Source organism: Wolbachia endosymbiont of Cruorifilaria tuberocauda, from assembly GCF_013365475.1.
Lineage (GTDB): Bacteria > Pseudomonadota > Alphaproteobacteria > Rickettsiales > Anaplasmataceae > Wolbachia.
Map to the genome: position 1 here is coordinate 630,865 of NZ_CP046579.1, position 24,766 is coordinate 655,630.

The 24,766-nt window shown below is 32.2% G+C and carries 17 protein-coding genes and 1 tRNA gene; 8 read left to right on the top strand and 10 right to left on the bottom strand.

Annotation, left to right across the window (positions count from 1 at the left end; translation table 11 throughout):
* Nucleotides 1-158: 158 nt before the first annotated feature.
* The 5 genes from yidC (at nt 159) to GOY13_RS02500 (ending at nt 3,710) form a co-directional block, all read left to right on the top strand.
* Nucleotides 159-1,877 (top strand): membrane protein insertase YidC, encoded by a 1,719-nt coding sequence (gene yidC, locus GOY13_RS02480; RefSeq protein WP_175814240.1) that lies wholly within the window; start codon nt 159-161, stop codon nt 1,875-1,877.
* A complete protein-coding gene (locus GOY13_RS02485; RefSeq protein WP_175814241.1) occupies nt 1,855-2,283 on the top strand; it encodes a 6,7-dimethyl-8-ribityllumazine synthase in 429 nt (142 codons plus the stop codon). Before yidC ends, GOY13_RS02485 begins: the two co-directional genes overlap by 23 nt.
* Nucleotides 2,283-2,810 (top strand): transcription antitermination factor NusB, encoded by a 528-nt coding sequence (gene nusB, locus GOY13_RS02490; RefSeq protein WP_175814242.1) that lies wholly within the window; start codon nt 2,283-2,285, stop codon nt 2,808-2,810. Before GOY13_RS02485 ends, nusB begins: the two co-directional genes overlap by 1 nt.
* 65 nt (nt 2,811-2,875) lie before the next feature.
* A complete protein-coding gene (gene infA / locus GOY13_RS02495) occupies nt 2,876-3,139 on the top strand; it encodes a translation initiation factor IF-1 (RefSeq protein ID WP_175814243.1) in 264 nt (87 codons plus the stop codon).
* Nucleotides 3,117-3,710 (top strand): Maf family nucleotide pyrophosphatase, encoded by a 594-nt coding sequence (locus tag GOY13_RS02500; RefSeq protein WP_175814244.1) that lies wholly within the window; start codon nt 3,117-3,119, stop codon nt 3,708-3,710. The genes infA and GOY13_RS02500 overlap by 23 nt, the downstream gene beginning before the upstream one ends.
* A gap of 54 nt (nt 3,711-3,764) precedes the next feature.
* Here the strand turns inward: GOY13_RS02500 and GOY13_RS02505 are convergent, their stop codons facing one another.
* From GOY13_RS02505 to GOY13_RS02545, 9 genes are all read right to left on the bottom strand, one after another.
* Nucleotides 3,765-5,105 carry an alanine:cation symporter family protein gene (locus GOY13_RS02505; RefSeq protein ID WP_175814245.1) on the bottom strand — a complete coding sequence of 447 codons (1,341 nt, stop codon included), beginning with the start codon at nt 5,103-5,105 and terminating at the stop codon, nt 3,765-3,767.
* Nucleotides 5,106-5,326: 221 nt separating this feature from the next.
* Entirely contained in the window at nt 5,327-6,205 is an 879-nt protein-coding gene (locus tag GOY13_RS02510; protein WP_175814246.1) for a P44/Msp2 family outer membrane protein, read from the bottom strand.
* Nucleotides 6,206-6,366: 161 nt separating this feature from the next.
* A complete protein-coding gene (locus tag GOY13_RS02515; protein WP_175814247.1) occupies nt 6,367-8,298 on the bottom strand; it encodes a type IV secretory system conjugative DNA transfer family protein in 1,932 nt (643 codons plus the stop codon).
* 35 nt (nt 8,299-8,333) lie between these two features.
* Nucleotides 8,334-9,317 (bottom strand): P-type DNA transfer ATPase VirB11, encoded by a 984-nt coding sequence (gene virB11 / locus GOY13_RS02520; protein ID WP_175814248.1) that lies wholly within the window; start codon nt 9,315-9,317, stop codon nt 8,334-8,336.
* Between the two features lies 1 nt (nt 9,318).
* Nucleotides 9,319-10,806, bottom strand: coding sequence for a TrbI/VirB10 family protein (locus GOY13_RS02525; RefSeq protein ID WP_175814249.1), 1,488 nt, complete (start codon nt 10,804-10,806; stop codon nt 9,319-9,321).
* Nucleotides 10,807-10,822: 16 nt separating this feature from the next.
* Entirely contained in the window at nt 10,823-11,623 is an 801-nt protein-coding gene (gene virB9, locus GOY13_RS02530; RefSeq protein ID WP_246214322.1) for a P-type conjugative transfer protein VirB9, read from the bottom strand.
* The gene (locus GOY13_RS02535; RefSeq protein ID WP_175814251.1) at nt 11,610-12,293 is read right to left on the bottom strand and encodes a VirB8 family type IV secretion system protein; all 684 of its coding nucleotides are present in this window, start codon (nt 12,291-12,293) and stop codon (nt 11,610-11,612) included. The genes virB9 and GOY13_RS02535 overlap by 14 nt, the downstream gene beginning before the upstream one ends.
* A 71-nt stretch (nt 12,294-12,364) precedes the next feature.
* Complete coding sequence (locus GOY13_RS02540; RefSeq protein WP_175814252.1) at nt 12,365-13,447, bottom strand: GTP cyclohydrolase II; 1,083 nt, start codon at nt 13,445-13,447, stop codon at nt 12,365-12,367.
* A 24-nt stretch (nt 13,448-13,471) separates the two neighbouring features.
* A tRNA-Leu gene (locus tag GOY13_RS02545) sits at nt 13,472-13,559 on the bottom strand.
* A 160-nt stretch (nt 13,560-13,719) separates the two neighbouring features.
* Between GOY13_RS02545 and GOY13_RS02550 the strand changes: the two genes are divergently transcribed.
* Complete coding sequence (locus tag GOY13_RS02550) at nt 13,720-14,979, top strand: metallophosphoesterase family protein (protein WP_175814253.1); 1,260 nt, start codon at nt 13,720-13,722, stop codon at nt 14,977-14,979.
* A 1,549-nt stretch (nt 14,980-16,528) separates the two neighbouring features.
* Here the strand turns inward: GOY13_RS02550 and GOY13_RS02555 are convergent.
* On the bottom strand, nt 16,529-19,591 hold the full coding sequence (locus tag GOY13_RS02555) for a phosphoribosylformylglycinamidine synthase subunit PurL (RefSeq protein WP_175814434.1): 3,063 nt from the start codon (nt 19,589-19,591) through the stop codon (nt 16,529-16,531).
* Nucleotides 19,592-19,683: 92 nt separating this feature from the next.
* Here GOY13_RS02555 and GOY13_RS02560 point away from each other — a divergent pair, with 92 nt between their 5' ends.
* Entirely contained in the window at nt 19,684-22,374 is a 2,691-nt protein-coding gene (locus tag GOY13_RS02560) for a PD-(D/E)XK nuclease family protein (protein WP_175814254.1), read from the top strand.
* 745 nt (nt 22,375-23,119) lie between these two features.
* Nucleotides 23,120-24,505, top strand: a complete 1,386-nt coding sequence (purF, locus tag GOY13_RS02565; RefSeq protein ID WP_175814255.1) for an amidophosphoribosyltransferase — start codon at nt 23,120-23,122, stop codon at nt 24,503-24,505.
* The last annotated feature ends 261 nt before the right edge of the window (nt 24,506-24,766 follow it).

Genomic DNA, 24,766 nt, shown 5'->3' on the forward strand with positions numbered 1-24,766 from the left:
AGGCCTTTATTGCGTTCATATTTGTAAAATACGAAATTATTACAATAAATTATAAAGATCTCATTAATAGAGAGTCATCATTAAATAATGAGTATGTCTTATTGTTTTAGTATAATATTTAATATAGACTCTAAGAAAGTGCATTTAGCTTAAATTTTATGTCAGAAGCAAAAAATCTAATTCTAGCAGCTATCTTTTCCGTATTGATCATAGTATCTTGGCGTATTATTTATGAAAATTTCCTCAATATAGAACAAAATCACCTATCAACTAAAAGTACCGAATACATAGAATCTCTCAACGACCTTGCTCCTATAATACACCAAAAGCGTTCAGAAATTATTAATTCTACTCAAAAGCAAAGGGTTAACTTAATTAATAATATGGTCAAAGGGTCACTTTCTTTAAAAGGTGCCAGGTTTGATGATCTAATCCTAACCAATTATCACATGGAGCTAAACTCTTCCTCTCCACAAGTAGCACTCCTATCACCTGCAGAATCAAAAGATGCATATTTTGCAGAGTTTGGATGGCTTGATCCAAGCGGTAAAATCAAAATTCCAGATTCTAAAACAGTTTGGCAAACTGATGACACTGAACTAACTAACCAAAAAGAGGTTAATTTATCTTGGGATAATAAAAATGGCATCTTATTTAAAACAAAAGTTAGCCTTGATAACAGTTACATGTTTAAAATTGAACAAGTTGTCGAAAACAATACAAATGATAACATAATCTTGGTTCCTTACGGTAAAATTAACCGAAAACGCGATAATATTAACGAATCTTATTGGATATCGCATGAAGGAGTATTAGGAACATTTGATAATAAACTAGAGGAGTGGACGTATAAGGATATTGCTAAGAAGCGTTTTATAAGGGCAAGCACAAGTAAAAAGAATTGGTTTGGTTTTGCTGATAAATATTGGCTTACAGCCATTATAACTGAGAAGCCTGACAAAATAAATGTCAGCATCAAACATACAAATATTAATGATATTGACAAATTTCAAGCAGATTTTATCAAGTCTTATAAGAGTATTCTTCCTGGAACAAGCATCTCTAATGTCAATTACTTTTTTGCTGGAGCAAAAAAATTAAGTCTACTTGATTATTACAAGAGCGTCCTCAATATATCTTTGTTTGACAAAGCTGTGGATTTTGGCATCCTTTACTTTGTAACTAAGCCAGTATTTTTGCTGCTTGAATATTTCAATATTGTCTTTAAGAATTTTGGCTTAGCAATATTAGCACTAACCTTGGTAATAAAACTATTGATGCTTCCATTATCTAATAAGTCATATGTTTCAATGTTTAAAATAAAAAATCTACAACCTGAAATAACTCGCATAAAGGAATTATACAAAAACAATAGTTTAAAACAGCATAAAGAAATAGTTGCACTGTTTAAGAAAAATAATGTAAACCCAATGTCAAGTATCCTACCTATAACAGTACAATTGCCTGTATTTTTTGCCCTATATAAAGTATTATTTGTTACCATAGAGATGAGGCATGCACCTTTTTACTTATGGATCAAAGACCTCTCAGCTCCAGACCCAACAAATATTCTTACATTGTTTGGGTTATTTAACTACAACTTTCCTACTTCTGTAGGAATCTTACCTGCAATTTTAGGTGTTACTATGGTAATTCAGCAAAGGGTCAGTGAAAAAGACCAAAACAGTAAAGATGACATTCAAATAAACATCATGAAATTTTTACCTTATATTTCCATCTTTATTTTTTCTTCTTTTCCTGCAGGTCTAGTGATATATTGGATATTTAGTAATATTATAACTTTAATTCAACAATCTTTGATAAAATTTTTCTTAACAAGAAAAGCAGGAATAAATGTCGAAAATATTAATAGTTAATTCAGTTTATTATACTGAAATAGCAGATCTTTTGCTCAAGGGTGCAACTGATAAGCTAAAAGATAGTAATACTAGTTATGATGTAGTTGAAGTTCCTGGTGTATTTGAAATACCAGCTGCAATTCTCTTTACGTTTAAAAATAAACATGTTACCTATGAAGGTTATTTGGCTCTTGGATGCGTAATTCGTGGAGAAACTGATCACTATCAATACGTTTGTAAAGGAGTAATAGAAGGCTTAAACGAAGTTATTATGCGTTATACAGTACCTCTTGGCATGGGAGTAATTACTGCTGACAGTAAAGACAAAGCTTTAGCAAGAGCTGACAAAAATAAAAAGGATATAGGTGGTCATGCAGCCTCAGCTGTTTTATACATGATAGAATTATACAAAAAGTTAAGCTAATGGAGGAAGAACCTGCAAAAAAAAAATGGTATATGAAAAGAAGTACAGCGAGATTTCTTACTGTACAAGTTGCTTATTCAAATATTTTTATATGCTACGATAAAGTTAACTTCAAGTTAGAAAATTGTGAGCTTAGAAGCCATATAAGTAAGTTAATAGATATATTTGAATGTAAAGAGTTTGATTATCAATTCCTAGAAGAGTTAACGTATAAAGTTATAAGAGATAGTCAGAAATATGATAAAATAATAGAACTGCATTTACACCCAAGTTGGTCTCTTGCACGATTGAACTTGATAAGCTTATCTATTTTGCGTGTTGCAGTATGTGAGTTAGTTAATTATAATACGCCTGTCCCAGTCGTTATTAATGAATATACTAATATTGCATCTAATTTGCTTAGTAAATCAAGCGAAATTGGTTTCATTAATGGATTATTAGATAAAGCAAAAGATGCAGCTAAGCTAAATAGCGTTCTTAATGATTCTCTTCACAATCAAGCATTGAGTAATAAAAGAAAACAGTAAAAAGGTCTTTTATCCTCTTTAAGATTTATGTTAGACTGACAAGAACTATTAATATAGTATAGCAAATGGTAAAAGATGAAAAGTTGAAATCAATCTTTGAAGTAGAAGGCACAGTAACTGCCTTACTACCTGCAGCAGAATTTAGAGTGGAATTAGATAATGAACATGAAATTATCTGTCATGTATCAGGAAAAGTGAGAAGAAGTAAAATACGCATCATTATCGGAGATAGAGTACTAATTGAGATGAGCATTTACGATAGAAATGCAAGAAAAGGTCGAATAACTAGAAGGCTGAAGGCTACAAGTGAAAGAAATATTACTAAGTAGTCTTATTCTTGCTTCATCTTCAGAAAAGCGTATAGCTCTACTAAAACAGATAAATATTAAACCAGGTTTAACTATGTCAGCTGATATAGATCAAACACCTCTAAAGAAGGAACTTCCAAAAGATTATTCAATTCGTATTGCAAAAAGCAAAGCAGAAAAGATACAAATTTCACATCCAAATTACTTTGTGCTTGGTGTCGATACAGTTATTGCATGCGGCAGAAGGATATTGCTTAAGGCAGAAACCGTCGAGCAAGCAGGAAAATATATACGCTTGTTGTCTGGAAGAAGACATAGAGTATACACCAGTGTGTGTTTACTAACTCCCAATAGATTAAAGCAACATATTAGAACTGTAGTTACAATAGTAAAATTTAAACATCTCAGCATACAGGAAATAAAATATTACTTAGCATCAGAAGAGTGGAAAAATAAGGTAGGAGGATACAATGTGCAAGGACTTGCTGAAATGTTCGTATTGTTATTACGTGGGTCATACTCCTCTATCATGGGGTTACCATTGCATGAAACTTATTGCCTGCTAAGTAATTATTTTAACCTTAACTTATAAATACGTCTTTATTTTTATTCTTATATCTGTTCTATACCATTAGACAGTAACTGACTACATTTTATTTGGTGCTAATTTTAAATATCTTCTGCTAATATTAAACACTTCCGGATCTTTAGAAGTTAACTTAAGTATAGCAAGTACATTGATAAATAACAAAGCAGAAATTGAAATATCAGCAATATCCCACAGCAATCGCACCTCACTTATTGCACCAATTGGAATAACTAAAGTAAAGATTACAATCCAAATTGTAGTATATTTACTATCTATAAATACATAGTGTATTGTTTGCTTTGAGCAAAAAAACCAAGTAAAAATAGTAGTAAAAGCAAAACAAAACATTATAGCTATAATTACGTAGTCAATATAAGACCAACTCACAGCCTTTCTAAAAGCAAATATACATATGTTAGTACTCTCTAAATCAGTGACCCAAGAATCTGTAACAAGCAGCACCATTGCTGTAATGAATACTATAAATGCAATTATAAAAGGTGATATTATTGTAATTAGACTTTGCTCAACGATAAATTTATTATTATCCTTCTTAGGAAGGATTGAGGAATGTACGATACCTTCAAGACCAAGACCTATATCTGTTGCAAAAATAGCACGTAAAGTTCCGACTTGAATGATAGTTAACATTTCTAAAATTAAGCCTAGAGATAAACCAGAGTTAAAACTGCTAATTGTAAAGAAACTTCTTATTATTAATTTTAGAGAAGGGAGAACATTTTCACTAAATTTAAATAATACAATGCTGCAAAGCGCAAGATAACTCACTGTCATCATCGGTATCACAGCTGATATGAAAATTTTAATCTTTTCAAAACTGAAGGCAGAAACAATAAAAAATATTATAGCCATTATAATCCCACCAACAATCATAGGCACATTTACCATGCCAAGTGGTATAGATAAAGAATTCACCTGAACAAGATTACCAACAGTTACAGAAGCTATTATCATAATAACTGTAAACATAACTATAGCGTTTTTAGAACTAAATGCACGAGCTATATAAGCTATAGGACCACCTACAAACCTTCCATTTTTTTCTTTTCTGGTCTTTATACTTAGATAACAACTAACATATTTTATTATAGAAGTCACAACAATGATTATTGCCATCCATAAAATGGAACCTGGTCCACCAGTTTTTAGAGCAACAGCAGTTCCTGAAATATTTCCTACTCCTAAGTTTCCACCTAAAATTGTAAATAGAGCAGCTATAGAAGAGAATTTATTATCACCACTTCTAGCTCCAATAAGCGAAAGCGCATATGGCAACCTAAACAGTTGCAACCACGCTAGTCTCACTGACAGATAAATACCAGTGATTAATATGAGAGATATTGTTAGCAGTAATAAAACAAATTTTACTGTACTCACCTGCAAGCCAAAATAAGAACTCTGATTTGAGTGTACAAATAAAAATTAAAAATGCCTAAGCCTATTTTCTGTAAAATTTATATAACTAATAAGATTAGCTCTATTAACTTAGCTTAATTGTAGCCAGAAATAAGCATTTATATCCTGTTAGGATAGGAAGGAGTAGAGTTTTAGATGATCAAGAGAGCTACTTCTAATTTTGTGAAAGTTCCAGTTAAAAGTTAGGCTTTATTAGCAAAATAGAAAGTAATGCCAGCTTCTATACCATGCATAGTAAACAATCCATTGCTTGTGCTTATATCTTCCTGTTTTTTCACTCCTATCAGGAGAGCACCTTTAACACTATTGTCAAGCATCAATCTTTCTCCTGAAATATCTGGTTTTACTTCTCCTAACAAATCTGCTTTTAGTTTATGTTTCTTACTAAGAGTACCAAAGTATCTATATCCAACACAAAGATTCATATCTTTGATTATGTGATAACAAAAGCCAGTTTTTAATTGATATGCAGGTCCTATTGATATTTCACGAAACATCTTCATTTTTGTTAAACCGACCCCAGCATCAATATAATGGAATAAAGGGGAATTATCACTTTTCAAGCAAAAACAAGCATTTACCATTACTGATATGTTCCCAATTTGGTCATTATCAACAACTTTAGTAGCATACATATAAGTTTTTCTTTCTAGACCTTTCCCAATTCCCTTAAAGTATAATATACTCATCCTATTACTCTTTAAGCCAACATTTTCTATCTTTATAGAAGAAAACACTCCTTCCAATTCAGCTCCATACCTACTATTACCAAAATTTCTTTCATAACCAAACACTATACTACCAGCAAAAGGTAGGTTATAGTCTACTTTGTACTCACTTGATTTTTGATCCCTTATCTTGTCGAAAATATACATCTTATTTATAGTCATATTTTCCTTGGAATCATTTCCTATTTTTCTCACTTTCAGTAAATCCACATTATTAAAAAGTTGACTATAGTATCTACTACTAAAGTAGAATCCTTCTGCTTTACCACAAAAAGATTGTCGCGACAATAGTAAAACAAATACTACAACAACCAATGTTCTTTTGTTACTCACTATCACTCCTTCTTAAAACAGCTAATCTAGTACTTATTGATTAAAAATAACTTAACGTAAAAACTTGATGTAATTTACTCTCTTAGTTGGGGAATAAGCAAAATTGACTACTTTCTGTTGTTTTTCAGCTTTTAGTGAATACTTGCATCAAAACTGTTCTCTTAGTCATCAAATTTGATATCATCCTTTTCTTTTTCAAATTCATCATCAAGTGCATCATCTATATCTTCATCATCAAGTTCATCATCAAACTCGGATTCACCAGTTGTATCCTTAGCTTGAGCTTCAATAGGGTAATCATCATTAAGTTCTTCAATGGCATTACTCTCTTCATTATTGACTCTATTATTGCTAGCAGCGGAAAAAATTCTATTTGGGTCATATGGTTCTTGTGTAGGTACATGAGTTGGCTTAAGTAGTTTCCTTGTAAATGCACTGTCACTATAATATAAAACTTTCTTTGATTTAATCGGATAAGTCGACTCTATTAAGATTATCTGCTCATCACGCGGCAGCATAATAATCTCTTGAGGCAATAGCAATGCCCTCTGTGTTTCAGAGATATGCAATGATCTCGAAGCAGGGTTCAAATCTAAAAACTTAGGCTTATTTAACGACTCCTGCTGTACAGTCTTATTTCCTATAAGTTGGGATATTAAATTAGCTGTTTCAATATTATTAGCTGCAAAAGTTATTCTATAAGTCGAGTTAGATAAGAAGGAATTCATTCCTGCTTCTTCGTATATTCCTTTAAGCTGCTCGGTATCTTGAACAATTAAAAACAATCTAACTCTATAGCCACGAAAATATGCAATACCAGTTTGAAACTGCTCCATTTTCCCAAGTGTTGGAAACTCATCCATTAAAAATAATACACCATAAGGCTCATCATCCAAAGGTAATTTTCTGCATAAAAACTCAGTTGCTTGCTGATAAAAAACTTGCATTAAAGGTCTTAACCTATTCAAGTTATCTGGAGTTAAACCAACATAAACAGTAACTTTTTTTTTCTTAAAGTCCAAAATATTAAAGTCACTTGTTGCAGTTGCAGTATCAATCAATGGATTCGCCCATAGTTCAAGAGATGAATTCATAGTTGAAATAACACCAGACCTCTCTTTGTCAGCTTTTTGTAAAAAGGCTGCAATATTCATATATGCCACAGGATGTATAATCTTACCTACTGTATCTAAAATAACAGCAAGATTATAAATTACATCATCACTACGCATAGTACGTACAACTTCACCAAAAGATTTCACTTTCCCTGGTGTAGCAAGCAAGTACAATACTACTCCAACAAATAAGCTTCTTGCTTCATTCTGCCAAAAATCCTGTTCAGGCATAATCAAGTTTGCTATTTTTTGTACATCATCAACCATCTGTCCAGGTTTCTCGCTAATCCACTCCAATGGATTATAACAGTGGCTGATCCCATCTGGTTGTGCTGGATTCCATACATATACTTCTTGCCCTTGACGTTCACGCCAACCACTTGTTATCTCATAATTTTCTAATTTTATATCATGTACAATTACTGAATCAGACCAGAACAATAAATTAGGAATTACAAAGCCAACACCTTTGCCAGAACCTGTAGGTGCAAATAACAATGTATGTTGATACCCATCAGCAATAAAGTAGCCCCTCTTATCCTTACCAAGTAATAACCCCTTCTTGCTTCTTAAGCCTGCTTTCCGTATATCTTTTTCTGATGCCCACTTTGAATCCCCATGAAGGGATTCTTTTTTTTTAAATGGTCGCCATTCAATTATTCTCTCTCTTAAATTCCACAAAACAATCACTAAAACAATGATAGGAAGTACAGAAGATACAATTAATTTAAATGTGAGCCCAGAGTTGTACAACTCTGGATGATGCCAACAATATTGTATATGATCAAAAATCGTTGGCCAGAGAGCTTGAGGAAAAGGAGTTAAGCTAGGGTTAATTGTTTTAAAATCTACACCATCTGGACCATCAACAAATAGATAAAATAATATCCCAGACAAATAGAAGCAAAACTCCAGTATGCTGAAAATTATAACACCACCTACCAAAATATTTCTTATATGATTACCGCTATGATTCATAAATTGCTTCCCTTATCTCATATAAATTTATGAACTCAGTCTAAAGACCTAGTAAATAGTATTTTAGAAATACTTCTTTTCCCACTACTAGTCTTTTTTAATTGGATGACAATATCAATTACGTTTTTAATATACCGCATAATTTGATCTGGAGACATACCAAGGTTTGCTTGCATAACCATCAATTTTATTTGTTCAAGAGCCATTACAGGGCTATCTGCGTGAAGAGTTGATATTGACCCTGGGTGACCAGTGTTTATTGCTCTAAGAAAACTAAAAGCTTCCACTCCACGTAGTTCACCAACTATTATTCTATCCGGCCTTAAACGTAAGCATGCTTCTATCAAATCCTGAGTAGTCACTTTTGACCTACCCTGTCCTCCTTTAGAGGAAATAAGATGTACTCTGTTAAGATGGTCATTCAAAATGATCTCTCTTGCATCTTCAACCGTAATAATTCTTTCTTCAACTGGGATAGCACGTAAAGTAGCATTAGTAAAAGTAGTCTTGCCAGTAGAAGTTCCACCACTAATTATGATATTTTTCTTATTTACTACAGCATATTCTAAAAATTCCTTTATTCTTTTTTGCTTTAATAGTGAATCTAGGTGACGATTTACTGAGTTATCAGGTACTTCTATAGCAATCTCAGAAAAAGCCCCCATCTTCTCATAATCATCCAACACTAATTGCATAGTCGAAGGTTTACGAATTGACATAATTACTTTATCAGGCTCACATGCTGGAGGGAATACTATCTGTATACGATAACCATTTGGCAATGTAGCTGAAAGCAGTGGTTCTTCTTCACTTAGCTTTTGCTCTGTAGCTTGAGCAATTAACCTGCCAAGTGACTTTAAATGGTTAAGATCAAATACTTCCAATTTTTCACATCTTATTTCACCGCGATTTTCAATCCATATCTCCTTTGGTTTATTTATCGATATCTCATTCACACCTTCTTCCTGAAAGATGTCTTGTAAAGGCTCTAAATATGTATCAAGTGCAGCATAGTTCATTTTATCGATTTAATATTGCTTGTGGAGGAAATACTATATCTCGATTAACAAATACTTTCAACGCTGTGCCTTGATCAACATAAATAATTGGCTTCTTACCTATATATCTGTTAACTATGCCTCTCATCTCTTTAGAGAAATCGTTGATTGATTTTTCAATTATCTCTTTATAAACAGACTTACTTTCTTGCTTTTGTAATAATAGCTTTATATCCTCTAAAGTGATTTCATCAACTCGATTATTATCAATTGAACCCAAATTTAAATCCCTTATTACCTGCTTAAATATCTCAACCAAATTTTGTTCGTTAGATGCACTCTTAATTTTTCTAATAGCTCCGATCTCAAGTTTCCACTTATCGCTGCTCTTTTCCCCTTCTTCATCTCCATGAGAATTACCCTTCTTGCCAATAATATCCCTAAGGGGAGAAATATCTATTTCAGATGCAGTAATTGATCTTACTAGATTTATAGCAGTAAATACATCGATAAGATTAGAAGCTTTTTGCGCTATGACAGCCGAACCAATTGAAACCCCTGTAAGCAATATTGAAGAAAATAATGCGCTTGCTACTTTGCTATCAACTATTCCAGAGATTCCTGCTCTACCAAGCTCATCTGTACCAAGTGATGAGATGGAGATATCTATTCCATGAGGTAGAATAATCCTACTCCAATTTATATTTATTCGTACTCTTGCCATATTTGAATCAAAAGAATAACTACCTATTAATCTTGAACCTCTCGGTATTAGAACCATATCACTAGTTTCTGCATAAACATCACTACTAATCACAGCACGCAACATACCTTGCAGGTCAGAATCTATTGCAGTTTCAAGAACAGCATCAATAATTTTACCCTGAGCAATCATAAAACCAAGTTTTCCAATTTTAGTAGCTGTACTTAATTGTGCTGAAGTGTTAGATAAAATAGCATCAGCAGCCACTTTCTTTTTCTCATTGCCTAAAATTGCTAACATTTGCGTACCACGTCTATCTTTAGGATAACCACTGTTTCCTATTGTAGATAACGGAGTAGGCAAACTACTAGCATTACCGCTATAAGGAAAGTTCTGTTTTGGTAAAATAGGTATATTTGATACATGAGCTCCTTTTAGCTTCTCCCCCTCCTTCTTTACTACTTCCTCCTTCTTAATCTTACTTACCTCTGGTATAACTTGTGGTGTAGAAAGAGGAGGCAAAGATGGCAAATCAGTTATTATTCTTTCATGAACTATCGTATCATCTGGGACTTTTTCTAATTTTTTCCTCAATTCCTGAGCACTTTGCTTTATTTTTTCTTCTTTAATGACTTCTAAACTCTCTTCATGAAAAAAAGGGCCAAAATAGAAGTAATACACTCCAGTAACTAGAAGCATTAAAATAACAACCATTAACACTCTATGACCTTGACTAGAGCCAACTGTTACTACCTTACTCTCTACTTCTGATTCGTCCTCTGAGCTATTATCCCTTTCTTTATTCATATTGCATATACCGAAGCTAAAGTGACCTATTTATAATTTCAATCTCATCATCCTCATAACGCATGAATAACCTCTTATGCACCCCTTTTATTATAATATAACCATCAAACAATAGCCTCTTACAAGGTAATTTAGCTTCATTTCCTTCTATAAAAATCTGGGGTATTTTGTTATTATCCCTAAACTTAAAATAGGTTAAATAACCATCATCAAACAACTCCATGGGGATTATATCAGCATTAACACCTTTATTGATATATGTATAATTATACCTTGTAGCATTTTCCTGTATTACACCCTCTAATTTATCTATAACACACTGCGTTTGAGTAGGAGTTGATACCTCATCTAAATCAACGTCAAACTCATCTTCGTCCTGTGGATAATAAAAACGTACCACATAAGATATATCTTTTTCAGCAGAATAGTCATGACTTGCTTTTTCAGCATCAGCACTTGGGTATTTATCATAGTTTGGCCTTGAGATTAAATCAAAAATATAATTTCTCTTTCTTGTGGTTGTAATGATCATGTTAGTACGACTGCTAACTTCAAATGGCATGATAAGTAATTTATTATCATAAGGGCTGATTTTCCAACTAGAAGCATCACCAACAGCAATATTTTTGATCTTTTCTCCTTCTGCAAACTCTATATATGAATAGTAACCTTGACTGAAAACAACTGTAAATACTTCATTAGGACTATATACAAAAGTCTTTATTCTACTGTCTATAGAAATAGGATTACTGTAATTAATGGATGCATTTAAACTGCTACTTATCAGTAAAACTAACAATGCCCTATACATATTCATCATCTACCCTATAAGAAGTCACTTGAAATCCTAACGGGTTAACATACCTTTGTTGATTATTCATTTCAAGTGATGCGTACCTATATGACATGATAGCTATCCTGTTTTTTCTTATAGAACTCCCATCTTTTCGGGTAAATTCTACAGTAAACCTCACTTGAAAAGTATTATCATACAATTTCTGGATTGAGCGAATCTTAAACTCATTTTTAACAAAATCTGAATACAAACTAAAAAGATCATCCATATTCTGCAGTTTTGTATAATTTTTAAACTCATTAAATACACTAGATGAGGAAAATAATCTCACCTTTGTATAGTAGTTATAATTATAGTTATATGGATCGAAAATCTCTCTTGATTTTACATACTCTGCAATAAAATAATTGTTCAATACTTCATCTGCAGAATATCGTTTTACTGTAACAGGATCAACCCACTGTACTATCCCTGATTTTTTTTCAATTTCTATGACAAAAGGTTCAATAGTACTAGCAGTGCTAATTTTAAATATAGCTAATATGCTTACAGAAATTGCTACTGATAATATTAATGTAAATAAAAGTAAAACATTCCTCTGAGCAACAACCACGCTATATCGGCTTGAACTCCAATTTATATCTTTATCCAACAAATTATTGTTTTTTTTTTGCTTAAAAAACTTTAACACTTTAAATTTCCTTAAGACTTTAATTAAAACTGATAAACAAAATAAATTAAAAAAACAATCACAACAAAAAGCTAAAAAGTTCCTAATCTATGGCCTAATTTGCCAAATTTTGTTTTCATGTATGAATTATTATATTTGTTACACTCAATAATAAGCGGTAAACACTTTGTAACTTCTATACCACTGTTTTTCAAGTCTAATGACTTATTACCATTATTTGTAAGTAGTTGGATTCTCTTAATATCCAATTTCTGAAGTATTTTAGCTGCAACAGCAAAGCTTCTTTCATCATCTTCAAAGCCCAATATCCTATTTGCATCTACGGTGTCAAGGTTATACTTTCTCTGCATACCATATGCCCTTAGCTTACTAGTTAACCCAATACCTCTTCCATCTTGCATTAAGTATAATATAATGCCACCATTAGATTCAGACATTACTTGAATCGCCTGATGTAATTGACCTCTACAATCGCATGATAAACTATCTAATAAGTCACCTGTATAGCATGAAGAATGAATTCTCACTAACGGTTCACCTTCTTTACCTGAATCACCAATAATAATTGCATAATGCTCCTTCCCATAATTTTTAGTTCTGTAAGATATGATATTTACCTTTTGGGTTTGCTTCAAAAATAGAGATGTTTTACATACCTCGTATACATCATTATAATCCTGACGAAAACAATTTATAAATGACGTATTCAGTGCAATAACATCATTTCTCTTACACCAATTTTGCATCTCATTCTTATCTTTAAAAGTCATATCGAGCACCAATGCATATGGCAATAACTCTGAGAATTTAAGTAAAATAGCAGCATATTCATCTATCATCTTTGAGAACTGCAACCTCTTTGTGTAAACTTCCATCGAACAATTTACTAAACTAAGCAGCTCATCAAAATCATTTATTGGTAAGCGTTTACTACAGCCATCTCCATTCTTTAATATATACTGCACTTTACTTGAAGTTAATGTAATATATAGCTTGTCTGATATAAGCTTATACTTATCAAATAAATCCCTATCCAAGGTTTCAGCAGCAGCAAATAATAGATAATCGCTTTTATCATACATTAAAATTGGTAAACTGCGTCTGATCTCGGTAATAGCTCTTTCTACCTTATTTCTGCTTTGATCCCTAAACATTTCACTTAAATGAAAACAAGAAATTGGTGCGGACGAGAAGATTTGAACTTCCAAGGCATTATAAGCCACAGCGACCTCAACGCTGCGTGTCTACCAATTTCACCACGACCGCTCTTTATTCTATTTTCTACACAATTGTTTCAAATTACTTAAGTATCTTAAAATTTTTCATCTAAAGTGTCAATCTGATACTAGGATAATTTAAAGATTACCTATACGATTAAATTACCTATTTCAAGATTATGAGCTTTAACTATTTAGGTTTTATATAAATGAATATATCTAATATCCTTGTTTTTCTAACCTTACCTTTTATAACTAGCCTTTATTCTCTCCATGCACAAGCACAAATATTATATACGTGGTCTCAAGTTATTCCAGAAAATAAATTAAGTGTACGTGCAATCATAGAAAATGACACATGTCCTACTGCTCATGTTGATGGTGAGAAAGTAGAAATGCTAAGTCGTAGTTCAATTAACAAAGGCAACTATACTGAAACAGTATGTGAGCTAATAACAAAAACTAGTACCAAAAATATTAGTATTAACAATACAAAAATTCCCACATTGCCAGAAAAAATCGGCAAAATTGCTTTTATCGGTGACACTGGCTGTAGAATAAACGCATTCCTTCAGCAAGAATGTAATTCAACAAGTAGCTGGCCTTTAAAGAAAAATTTAGATTCTATTGCTCTACATAAACCAGATTTAACTATCCACGTTGGTGACTATCATTACAGAAAAAAAAAATGCAGAAATAAAAAAAAATGTGGCAATGTCTACGGACACAATAAAGAAGTTTGGTACGCTGATTGGTTCAATCCTGCAAAGAACATTTTATCACAATCTTCCTTTCTTTTTGTTAGAGGGAATCATGAAGACTGCAACAGGGCTTACGAAGGATGGTTTAGGTACTTAGATCCATATCCTCTCTCTTCTAGAAAGTGTGCAAATTGTATCCCTAGCTGGTTTTTAGATGCTGGACCGATTAGATTTTTTGTATTCGATTCTTCATCTGCTAAGGATATTTTTATAAACCAAAGAACAACTGACATTTTTGAAAAACAATTCGATAAACTGATACAAGCTAATTCTAGTAAGCCTACTTGGTTTTTAACTCATAAACCTCTTTGGAAATTTCCAAAAAAAGAATTTTTGACTCTAAAAAGTCATGGCAATCTTACACAAATTAAAGCTTTTGGAGACAAATTCCCCAGCAACATAGCTACCATAGTTTCTGGTCATATTCATATAGCTCAGATGCTATTAATGAACAATGTTCCAGATCAGATCATAGTGGGGAATGGAGGTGCACTACTACATGCTCAAGACCAAAAATCGATCTACCGAAATGTAGAATTTAATTATCCAAATAATAAAAATTACTTAGCACACGAAGTCAGAAACTTTTTCGGCTTTGGTTTTGCAATACTAAACTTAGACAACCATGAGTTTACTTTCTATACCCAAGATAATAAGGAAATGTATTCTGTAAAACTAACAGAAGACTTTAAGCTTACTATATACTAGAGCTGTGACTTTAGATTAACACAGCTTTATATTGAACAACATGGAGATATAAATTATTTTATCATGTTATTACGATATACAGTAAACCAACTAACTATGAGCTAGATAGCAGGAAAAGCGCTAGAAATAGGAGATCTCCTTGTATTATAAAAGAATAAAAGTGAAAATATTAAAAAGTTAATAGTTGATTTATGATGAGCAGCCTTATTTTGGTCTTATTTTAAAATAGCTAAAAACTGTTTTAGCAACAGGCTTTTTCTTTTAGAATTTTCTTACATTTAGTAGGTCTATAACATTTGACTCAGATCTTGACATGATTTTTATCGTTAACATTGCCTTCTATAAAATGACTTTTCTTAGGTCTTAATATTTCTGTTGATTAGTGTATGAAATTCGAAACTTTAAAACTAATCTCTATAGTCGATATTAACATTTTAAATGGAACCTTACCAATTTAAAATAATCCTCTCTCATAACCACCAGCTTCTAATCTTGGAAACTTTTGTATCATTTTAAGTTTTTAATTTTTTATTAAATAAATAATTAGCCTATCCTACATGGACTAGAGAAACTAGATAAAACAACAGAGAAATAGGTTTTTACTAGTTCAGTGAATTTTAATTAACTTCTTTACTTCTTTGAGTCAAGTCATTGAACACCTTTTAAGTTTTACATATTAAATTTTAATTTAACTCACTTATAGTGAGATCTAATTGAGAGAAATGGCAGCTTAGATTTCTAAAAGGTAAAAATCTTGAGAAACAAGATAACAGAGAGAATGATATTCTGCATCCTTCAATATCAGAACATATAGCATTCATAAATTAGCATTAAAAATATCTTCAAGCAAGTTAAAAAAGTAAAGTATAATTCCATGAAAACAATTTTTTCAATAGTCAGATAGATAAAATCTCTATAACAAGAGAGACATTTCCCATCCCAGTTAATTAGAGAAATGTTCTTATAACATGGCAAAACAATAAATGTTCATGCTGAACTTATACACACTCAAAGATTATAAGTTGTACATTTTACTTTCTACACAGCAACAGAATCAATTAGAATGAAATCACATGTCAGGTTATTTCAGAAAGGTACAAACTTTCGAAGTGAAAATGAACGCAAGTTTTCATGCATTAAACCATATAACCCAATTCCTAAAAAGAAGACTGCTAAATAATCTAAGTATAATGTAAGCCACTTAGAAAAATCTCTGCGAAATATGAAAAATTTACTGAATTACTCGTTAATAGAAGTAAAATATGAAGAAGGAATATTAATGACTAAGAGAAAACAGACAAACTACTAACATATCTTATTCTACACGATGATTTAAGTAAGTTAGTAAAGCCTTATAAATGTAAAGAAAAAAGTTAACAAGGCAAAAGATAGCTAAAATATAGAAATTTTAGTGAGTACCTATATTTTTTTTAGATTCTTCACAGAAAAAATAACAAGGCAGGTATAATCATAATCTAAAAGTAATAGCACAATCTATTTAAAGTAAACTTCGCGAGATTTGAAAGATTACTAGCACTATAAGATATAACTATATTAACATACTACAATAACTATTCTTTAAGTCTTCTAGACTTACCTCTAAGATATCTTTTATATTGAGAACCTTTTTCTCTGTCACTTTTCCGATACATGAAAAAACTATACCCTTAAACAACTCTTCAAACCTCTGCTGATTTTGTGGTGCTATAGTGATTAAAATCCTACTTTGTGATTCAGAAAACATTATTATCTTATTTATTAGATCCATGTTCTGGACTTCTCCCATTGGTACTAGTGAAAGATCAATTTCAGCACCTAGGTCTCCTGCAATTAGTGATTTTGTTAGAGCAACAGCTAATCCTCCTAAGCTTAATGCAATTGAAGAAACAATTATATCATCTTTTATTGCAAGGTTATAACGTTCATACAATTTTTTGGCGTTTTTTGCATCAACCTTTGGTACACTATTATTACTTATCCCGCTGTATAACTGATATTCAGACTTACCAAGCTCATCATAGGTTATACCGAGAACATATATCAAATCTCCTGGAATTTTTGTATCAAGAGATACCACATTCTCAACATTTTCTATAACTCCAATTGCTGAAATGAGTAATGATGGTGGTGCAGAAATCATCACTTGCTTTCCATTTTCATCGTATCCCTTAAAGTCGTTAAACATACTGTCTTTTCCAGATATGAATGGAATTTTAAATGCAGTTGCAAAGTCGTAACAAGCTTCCGCAGCTCTCTTAAGTTGCCATAGTCTTTCTGGATTATAAGCATCACACCAACAAAAATTATCAAGCAACGCTAGATGATTCATACTACCTCCAGCAGATACACAGTTACGTATAGCAGTATCAATCGCACATGCTGCCATATGATAAGTATCAATTTCCCCATAGCTAGAACCGAATCCCTGCGACTTTATAATTCCTTTCTTTGAGGACAGGACTGGTCTTGAGACAATAACTTCACTACATACTCTTCCCTTACCCTGCAGCGGCTTCAATACAGAAGAACCCTGAACTTCATGGTCGTATTGTACTACTATAAACTCTTTGCTGCATATGTTTGGTCTACTCAACATTTCTTTTAGTTCAATTTCTAGAGAAGAAAAGTTTGTTGCTATTTCAGAACGTGAAATGTAAATGGCATCATCCAAGTGCTTGAAACCTATTCTATGCTTAGACCTACTATGCACGTTTTCACTTAAGAGCTCAGATACAGTCCTTGCATAACATGGACTCTTTACCTGTAAATGAATTTTGGGATTACCATTATGTAGAAATTCAGTTTCTATATCCATTATCACTCCTTCAGGACATTCAACAACAGCTTTACCACTATTGTTAAATTCTCCAATCACACTAACTTCTACATCATGTTTTTTCATGACCTCCCTAAATGAAGTGATATTTTTTTCTGGTACTGCTAATGTCATTCTCTCTTGTGATTCAGATATCCATACTTCCCATGGGGCCATATTATCCTTCTTAAGCAGAACTTTACTTAAATCAACTTTGAACCCATTTCTTCCCATTTCTCCAATAGATGATGAAAGACCACCAGCTCCATTATCTGTTATCGCATTATAGAGACCAAGACCCCTTGCTTCTATCACGGCGTTAGATAACTTTTTTTGTGTAATAGGATCCCCAATTTGTACAACTGTAGAGAGACTTTTCCTCGATAGTGCTTCTGAAGAGAATGTCGCTCCGTGGATTCCATCTCTTCCAACCCTTCCACCGATAATTACTATTTTATCACCGTTTTCAGGTCTTTTAATATGCGCAGGCATGTTATTTATATTGCGTGGAATAATTCCAACACTTCCAACAAAGACTAATGGCTTACCACAAAACCTATCGTCGAAATACACTGATCCGAGTTGTGTTGGAATACCAGAACAATTACCGGCAACATTAACACCACGAATGACTTCTTTCATTACATATTTAGGTGGTAAAATCTCGTTAGTACATTCCTTATCTCTGTAAAACCTTCCTTTTATTTCTTTTGCAAAACAAAAATAATAAGTATTCATTATAGGCTCTGCACCCTTGCCAAAACCTATTATATCACGATTAACACCGAGTACTCCAGTCATCGCTCCACTAAATGGATCAAGCGCTGAAGGACTGTTATGTGTTTCAACTTTATCTACAATCAAATAATCTTCATCAAATATTACACCTCCTGCATTGTCAGAGAAAACTGATACACATATTTTAGAATTTATCTCATGTGTTGCGCGCTTGATATAATGTGAATATAAGCCATCTTTTATTTCACCAATAGGAGAGCAAAAGATATTATGCTTACAATGTTCAGACCAAGTTTGTGCAATAGACTCAAGTTCAATATCATATGGGTTTCTGTCAAGTTTCTTAAAGTGATTCCTTATTGTTTTCATTGCTGTAAGAGAAAGCCCTAAAGGGCCATTACCATAAATTCCATTTTTACTAATCTTCTTGAGTTCTTGGTTACTTAGGTTTAAATTAACAAGCTTAGATACATTATCATACACATTCATTTTTTCCATTGTCATTCTATCACCTAGAAACTTAGACTTACAAATTCCAGTAGCGTGCACTGGAATAATGTCAGAGTAAGCATCTAACCTTCCATAGTATTCCCAACGAAAATTTCCATTTTCCTTATAAACAAGTGTACAATACTCAGTGATAGGGTTAAACTCTTGTTTTATACTGCTTTTCTCTGGTGCGTTTCCTTTACCTAAAATCAATTTAGAGCTTTTTGCTTTGACATAAATATCTTCATAAATAGGGTCTTTACTTGCTAAATATTCCCTAACAATTTGTTTTGCTGTATTACCTACATTGTCGGTCATGCCAGGTAAGAAGCTTATCTCTAATCCCCAACTAGCTTGCATATCTATAAAGTCATATCGAGTCTTTTCAAAGCCATCGTCATAAAGGTAATAACGGTATTCTTGTATGACTCTATTGCAAAATAACCTACAAATCTCCTCATACAGCTTCAATGGCAATACCTTACTCACGTAGATCAAGTAAACGTTGACCATACACCTGTAGCTAGATTGTTTATATTTGTTTAAAACTTCTACTCTGATATTCACTATATGACACTAAAAAGTTTTAATATATAATAACACAATAAGCTTCAAATACACTTATATTTTACTATACAATAAATATCTTAATTAGTCCTTCGATGAAAAAAATTTTTACCATTGACGTATGTGAAAATTTCTTTGATATGCTAGTTCAGCATATATTTTCTGAATATGAAAGAGAAAAAATTTCTGAAATAAAAATTATACTACCCTGTAAAAGAGACATCATAGCGTTTCTTAGTGCATTTAAAAGCCACAGTGCTAAAAAATGTGTGGTTTTACCAAACGTACTTTCACTTGAAAACCTAAATGAGGAAGATTTAATATCAAATCTTGATAAAATTGGAGTTATTAACTCAACAAAAAGAATACTTTTATTGATTAGATTCATACTGGAGTGGAATAAAAAAAGTAATGATAACTTTCCCATTGATTTAGCATATATTCTGCCATCATTGCTTGATAATGTCCAAACTATCCAAACAATGGATTGTTACCAATTCAATGGGCACTCAAGGAAAACAGAGATCTTCATAAACTCACTTATTGAAACCTGGAATAAGACTCTAAAAAATCTTGGAGCAGTAGATACGTTAAAACATAAGAGTGATTACATAAAAAATATGATTGCTTCTTTGAAAGAAGATCAACATGTAATTCTTGTCGGGATTGGAAAGGGTAAAACCTACAAGTTATTGATCAAAAACATATATGACCTGCCACTTGGAAAGATAATCTTACCTAACCTTAATTTAAAAATTAAAGAGAAAGATTGGAAGTTGCTTGACAAAATACACTATCAATATGTCATGAAAGACATACTAGACTATTTAAATGTAGACAGAAGATATGTTTCTTCTTTGGAAAAAGCCAACACTAGCTTCACTCTAGCACATAAAGACAAAACCTACAACCAAACAAATATGAAATATATAGATTATATCTTTGATACAACCGCTGATCTTAGCAAAGTTGGTAGTGGACACATTAAAAACATTGAAGTCATCACATGTGGTTCAAGAGAAGAAGAAGCACAAGTAATATCGTTGATTATGGAAAATGAAGGTTACGAAAACGTGTCTTTGGTTATTCTTGATAAATCACTTGCAACCCGTATGTCCTCTTTATCAAGAACAAGATCAGAAAATTACTCTTATGTAATGCTTCTACTTCACAGCATCAAAATCTTAACTTCAAATTGGGACAGTATAGCACTGCTTGCATTTCTTAAACATAAGCTAGTAACTTTTGGTTACCAACAGGAAAAATATACTCAGATTTTGTCTGAGTTTGAAATAAAAATATTACGCAGTTTCAATACAAATAGCATACAAGATATAGTAAATACCATTAATAACCATGAAAATCTAAAATACAAAGTGGATATGTTATTTATCATCAATAAATTAAAAGCTACATTTAATCTGCTAATCAGCGTTATAAATTACTCTATTTATGATATAGCAATAGCTCATTTGCAGTGCATTGAAATGTTTTCTAATATAAATTTTTCATATCTTGACAATAGAATAGGCAATTTTATTTATGACTTTTTGAATGCATGCAAGGAAGTAGCAATTAAATGCTCCTTAGAGTTATATGAGAAAATTTTAATGTTATTTTTAAAGAAAGAGTTCTTCTCCTCTACAGAAAGTAATTTAGATAGATTCAGTTTATACCATAATAAAGTTGTAATACTCGCTGGGTTTTATGATATACCAAATTTCCAAAATTCATTTTTAAATGCACTGATAAGAAAAAAATTCAATCTCCCTTCTATACAAGAAGAGCATGGATATTTTTTGTATACTATACGAAACTTACTTGGTGCAAGCAAAGTTTATATCACAAGATTGCTAAGAGGTAGGAAGCCAACCATATTGAGCCGTCTGGAAATTCTTTCACAAGAAAAAAAGCATCTTTATCTTGATTGGTTAAGAACATTGAATACACCTAAGTGTGTTGTTCCATGTACTCAGCCTATGCCAAAACCTCAAGCTAAAGTTAGAGAAGAAAAAATGCAAGTGATATCCTGCAGTGCAGTAGAAAAATTAATCCGTAACCCTTATTCATTCTATGTTGAATATATACTGAACCTTAGGCAATTAAGAGACTTAAATTTTAAGCCGTCAATATTAGAGTTTGGCACTATGGTGCATAGTGTACTCGAGAGATACTTGTATGAAAGAAAGTCACCAATGAGTATTGCACGCAAAGTATTCTCAACTAGCCAGTTCAATTTTTCAAGTATGTGGTGGGTAAGGATGCAAAGAATAATTAAATCTTTTGTTGAATTTGACAAGGCTAGAAACACTCACACCCAGTTAGAAAAGATCTTTTCCTACCCAATACTACATATTCCAGTACACAACAATGGTTATGTTACTTGGATGACAAAATTAACTTTACTCACAGCGAAATGTGACCGAGTCGAATACCTACCAAGTGGACAAGTAGTAATTGTAGACTATAAGCTTGGTTCGACTCCTCTCAATAAAGAAGTTATTTCAGGTTTTTCTCCACAATTAATTTTACAAGCATTAGCAGTAGAACACTCAATCAAAAAAAGAGTTTCAGAGCTTGCCTATTGGAAAATTGATTACGATAAAGTAAAAGTCATAGCTCTGAAAGATTTTAGGCTAAGAATGCAAGAATTTCAAGATAATCTACCACATTTTCTGTCTAATTACTTAAAGGAAACTACTCCTTTTATTGCTTCTCCATATCTAGATAAATTCCTAAGATTTAACAGCTATAAACAGCTAGAAAGGATAGGAGAGTGGTTATAAAATTAGCAAATCCATGAGATGACACTTGTATTTATAGCGTATCTTATCACACCTCAGTGTTTAATATTGGTTACTTAAAGAACTTTACCAAGTGAAATAAGATATAAATTGATGAAGTAGGAATTTTACATATGATCTTATTTTCTACTTTAAGGCTCAGAAAGATTATTATAAAATATATTATTCTAAGCTATGCTAGATAAACATAAGTTTTAGTTATGAAAATATAAAAATTCTAAAATGTTGTAACTACCAAAAAGCACAGTTTAGAAGAGATTGACTTAACTGAGGCTTTTGAGGAGAGATTTATCAAGATAAAAGCTTCGCTAAAAAAGTTCAAAACATTAGTAGATAACTAAACTTCTATTTATATGCTATAAGCCTTTCGTTTCTAATGATCATAAAAAGCTTATCATAGATCTTTACTAGAGTTGACATTCCATAAAATAAATTGAATAAGTTACAAGCTTGCTTAAATTTTTTTACTATAAGTACTCTTCTTTAATTTACATTGAGTTTTGTATGAAATTAGATCTCTTGTATAACTTACTTTTTCATTAAGGCTCTTTTTCACTTCACCAAAAATTTTACAGTTACGTTTTTCTATAAGTTTTTCGTCAAAATGCAACAGATCTTCTCATAAGTTCTTGTCAAAATTACTGTAAAAAACTCTCTATTAATAAAGAATAAAATACTTGTACTTTACCTACTCTAAAGTAAAATTAAAATTTACTTGATGATTTTTATGCTTGATGAAATACATGAGGAGTGCGGGGTATTTGGAACAAGCTTAAATAAGAATGCTGCCTTCGACTCCATACTAGGTCTTCATGCTTTGCAGCACAGAGGACAGGAGTCTTTTGGTATAACAACAAGCAGCAATGGTAAGTTGCATTCTTATCATTTCCAAGGTGAAGTAAGCAGTATACTTGATAAAACAAGCAAAATAAAAAAATCTCTACCTGGAGACTATGCAATAGGTCATGTTCGGTATTCAACAAGCGGCAGTAAACTTGGAGCACAGCCTATGCTTGGCAAAAGCAGCAAGTTTGGAGATTTTGCCATAGCACATAATGGTAATCTAATCAAAATTTCTTCAATACGCAAGCAACTAATCAAACAAGGATGTGTTTTTCAGTCAAGGATTGACACAGAAGTAGTAGTACGTTTAGTAGAAATTAATACAAAAAACAGTTTTCTAGAGAGTTTCATATATGCGTTAAAACAAATACAAGGTGCTTATTCTTTTGTAGCAATCAACCAAGAAGTGGTCATTGGAGTACGAGACCCAGCAGGAATCAGGCCTCTTGTTTCGGGAAAGTTAAATGGTTCTTACGTACTTGCGTCTGAGACTTGTGCTTTTGATATATTAAACGCAAAATTTGTGAGAGAAATAGAACCAGGTGAGCTAGTCACTCTTGATCGGAATGGCAATCTAGCTTCAGTATTTCCTTTCTCACAGCAAAAATCAAGTTTTTGTATTTTTGAATATGTTTATTTTTCACGGTCAGACAGTATAATGGATGGTCAGTCTATATATAATATAAGAAAAGAAATAGGAAAAACTCTTGCAGATGAAAGTCCACCAAAAAATAACGTTGATATGATCGTACCAATACCTGATTCTGGGACACCTGTAGCTATTGGGTATTCAAAGCATTCAGCTTTGCCTATGGAATTTGGAATAATCCGCAATCACTATATAGGAAGGACCTTTATACAACCAACTGCTGAAATACGTAAAGTCAAGATAAAATTGAAATTTAACGCTAATAAATATATCTTAAATGGTAAAAATATAGTTCTAATAGATGATAGTATTGTACGTGGTAGCACACTTAGAAATATAATAGTCATGCTAAAAGATGCAGGAGTAAAAGAAATCCACCTTAAAATTTCAAGCCCACCAATTAAGTATTCTTGCTTTTACGGAATCGATACTCCAGAACGCAAGGATTTAATCGCTGCAAACCAATCTATAAAGGAAATAGAGGCAAGCATAGGAGTAAATAGCTTAACCTTCTTAAGTATTGATGGCCTATATCAAGCTGTTAAGAAAGAGAAGCGTAATAACATAATTCCTCAATATTGTGATGCTTGCTTCACTGGTGATTATCCAATTGGTAAGTAATTGCTGGTTAGTTGCATAACCACCTAGTTATAAAAACGCTTTTATAGTTCAAAAGTTTTCATGAATTCAAATGATGCTAAAATAATCACTATTCCCTCAGTAACCTAACCAGCTATGTCTCACTTGTACATTGAGTAACTTACTTTCTTTGCCTAAATAGATTAACTTAAATAAATTTTGATAAGCTTTATTAACCTTATTTCCCTAAGTCAATTGCTTATTCCAACATTTTTAGTGCCTCATATCTATAGACAGATTATT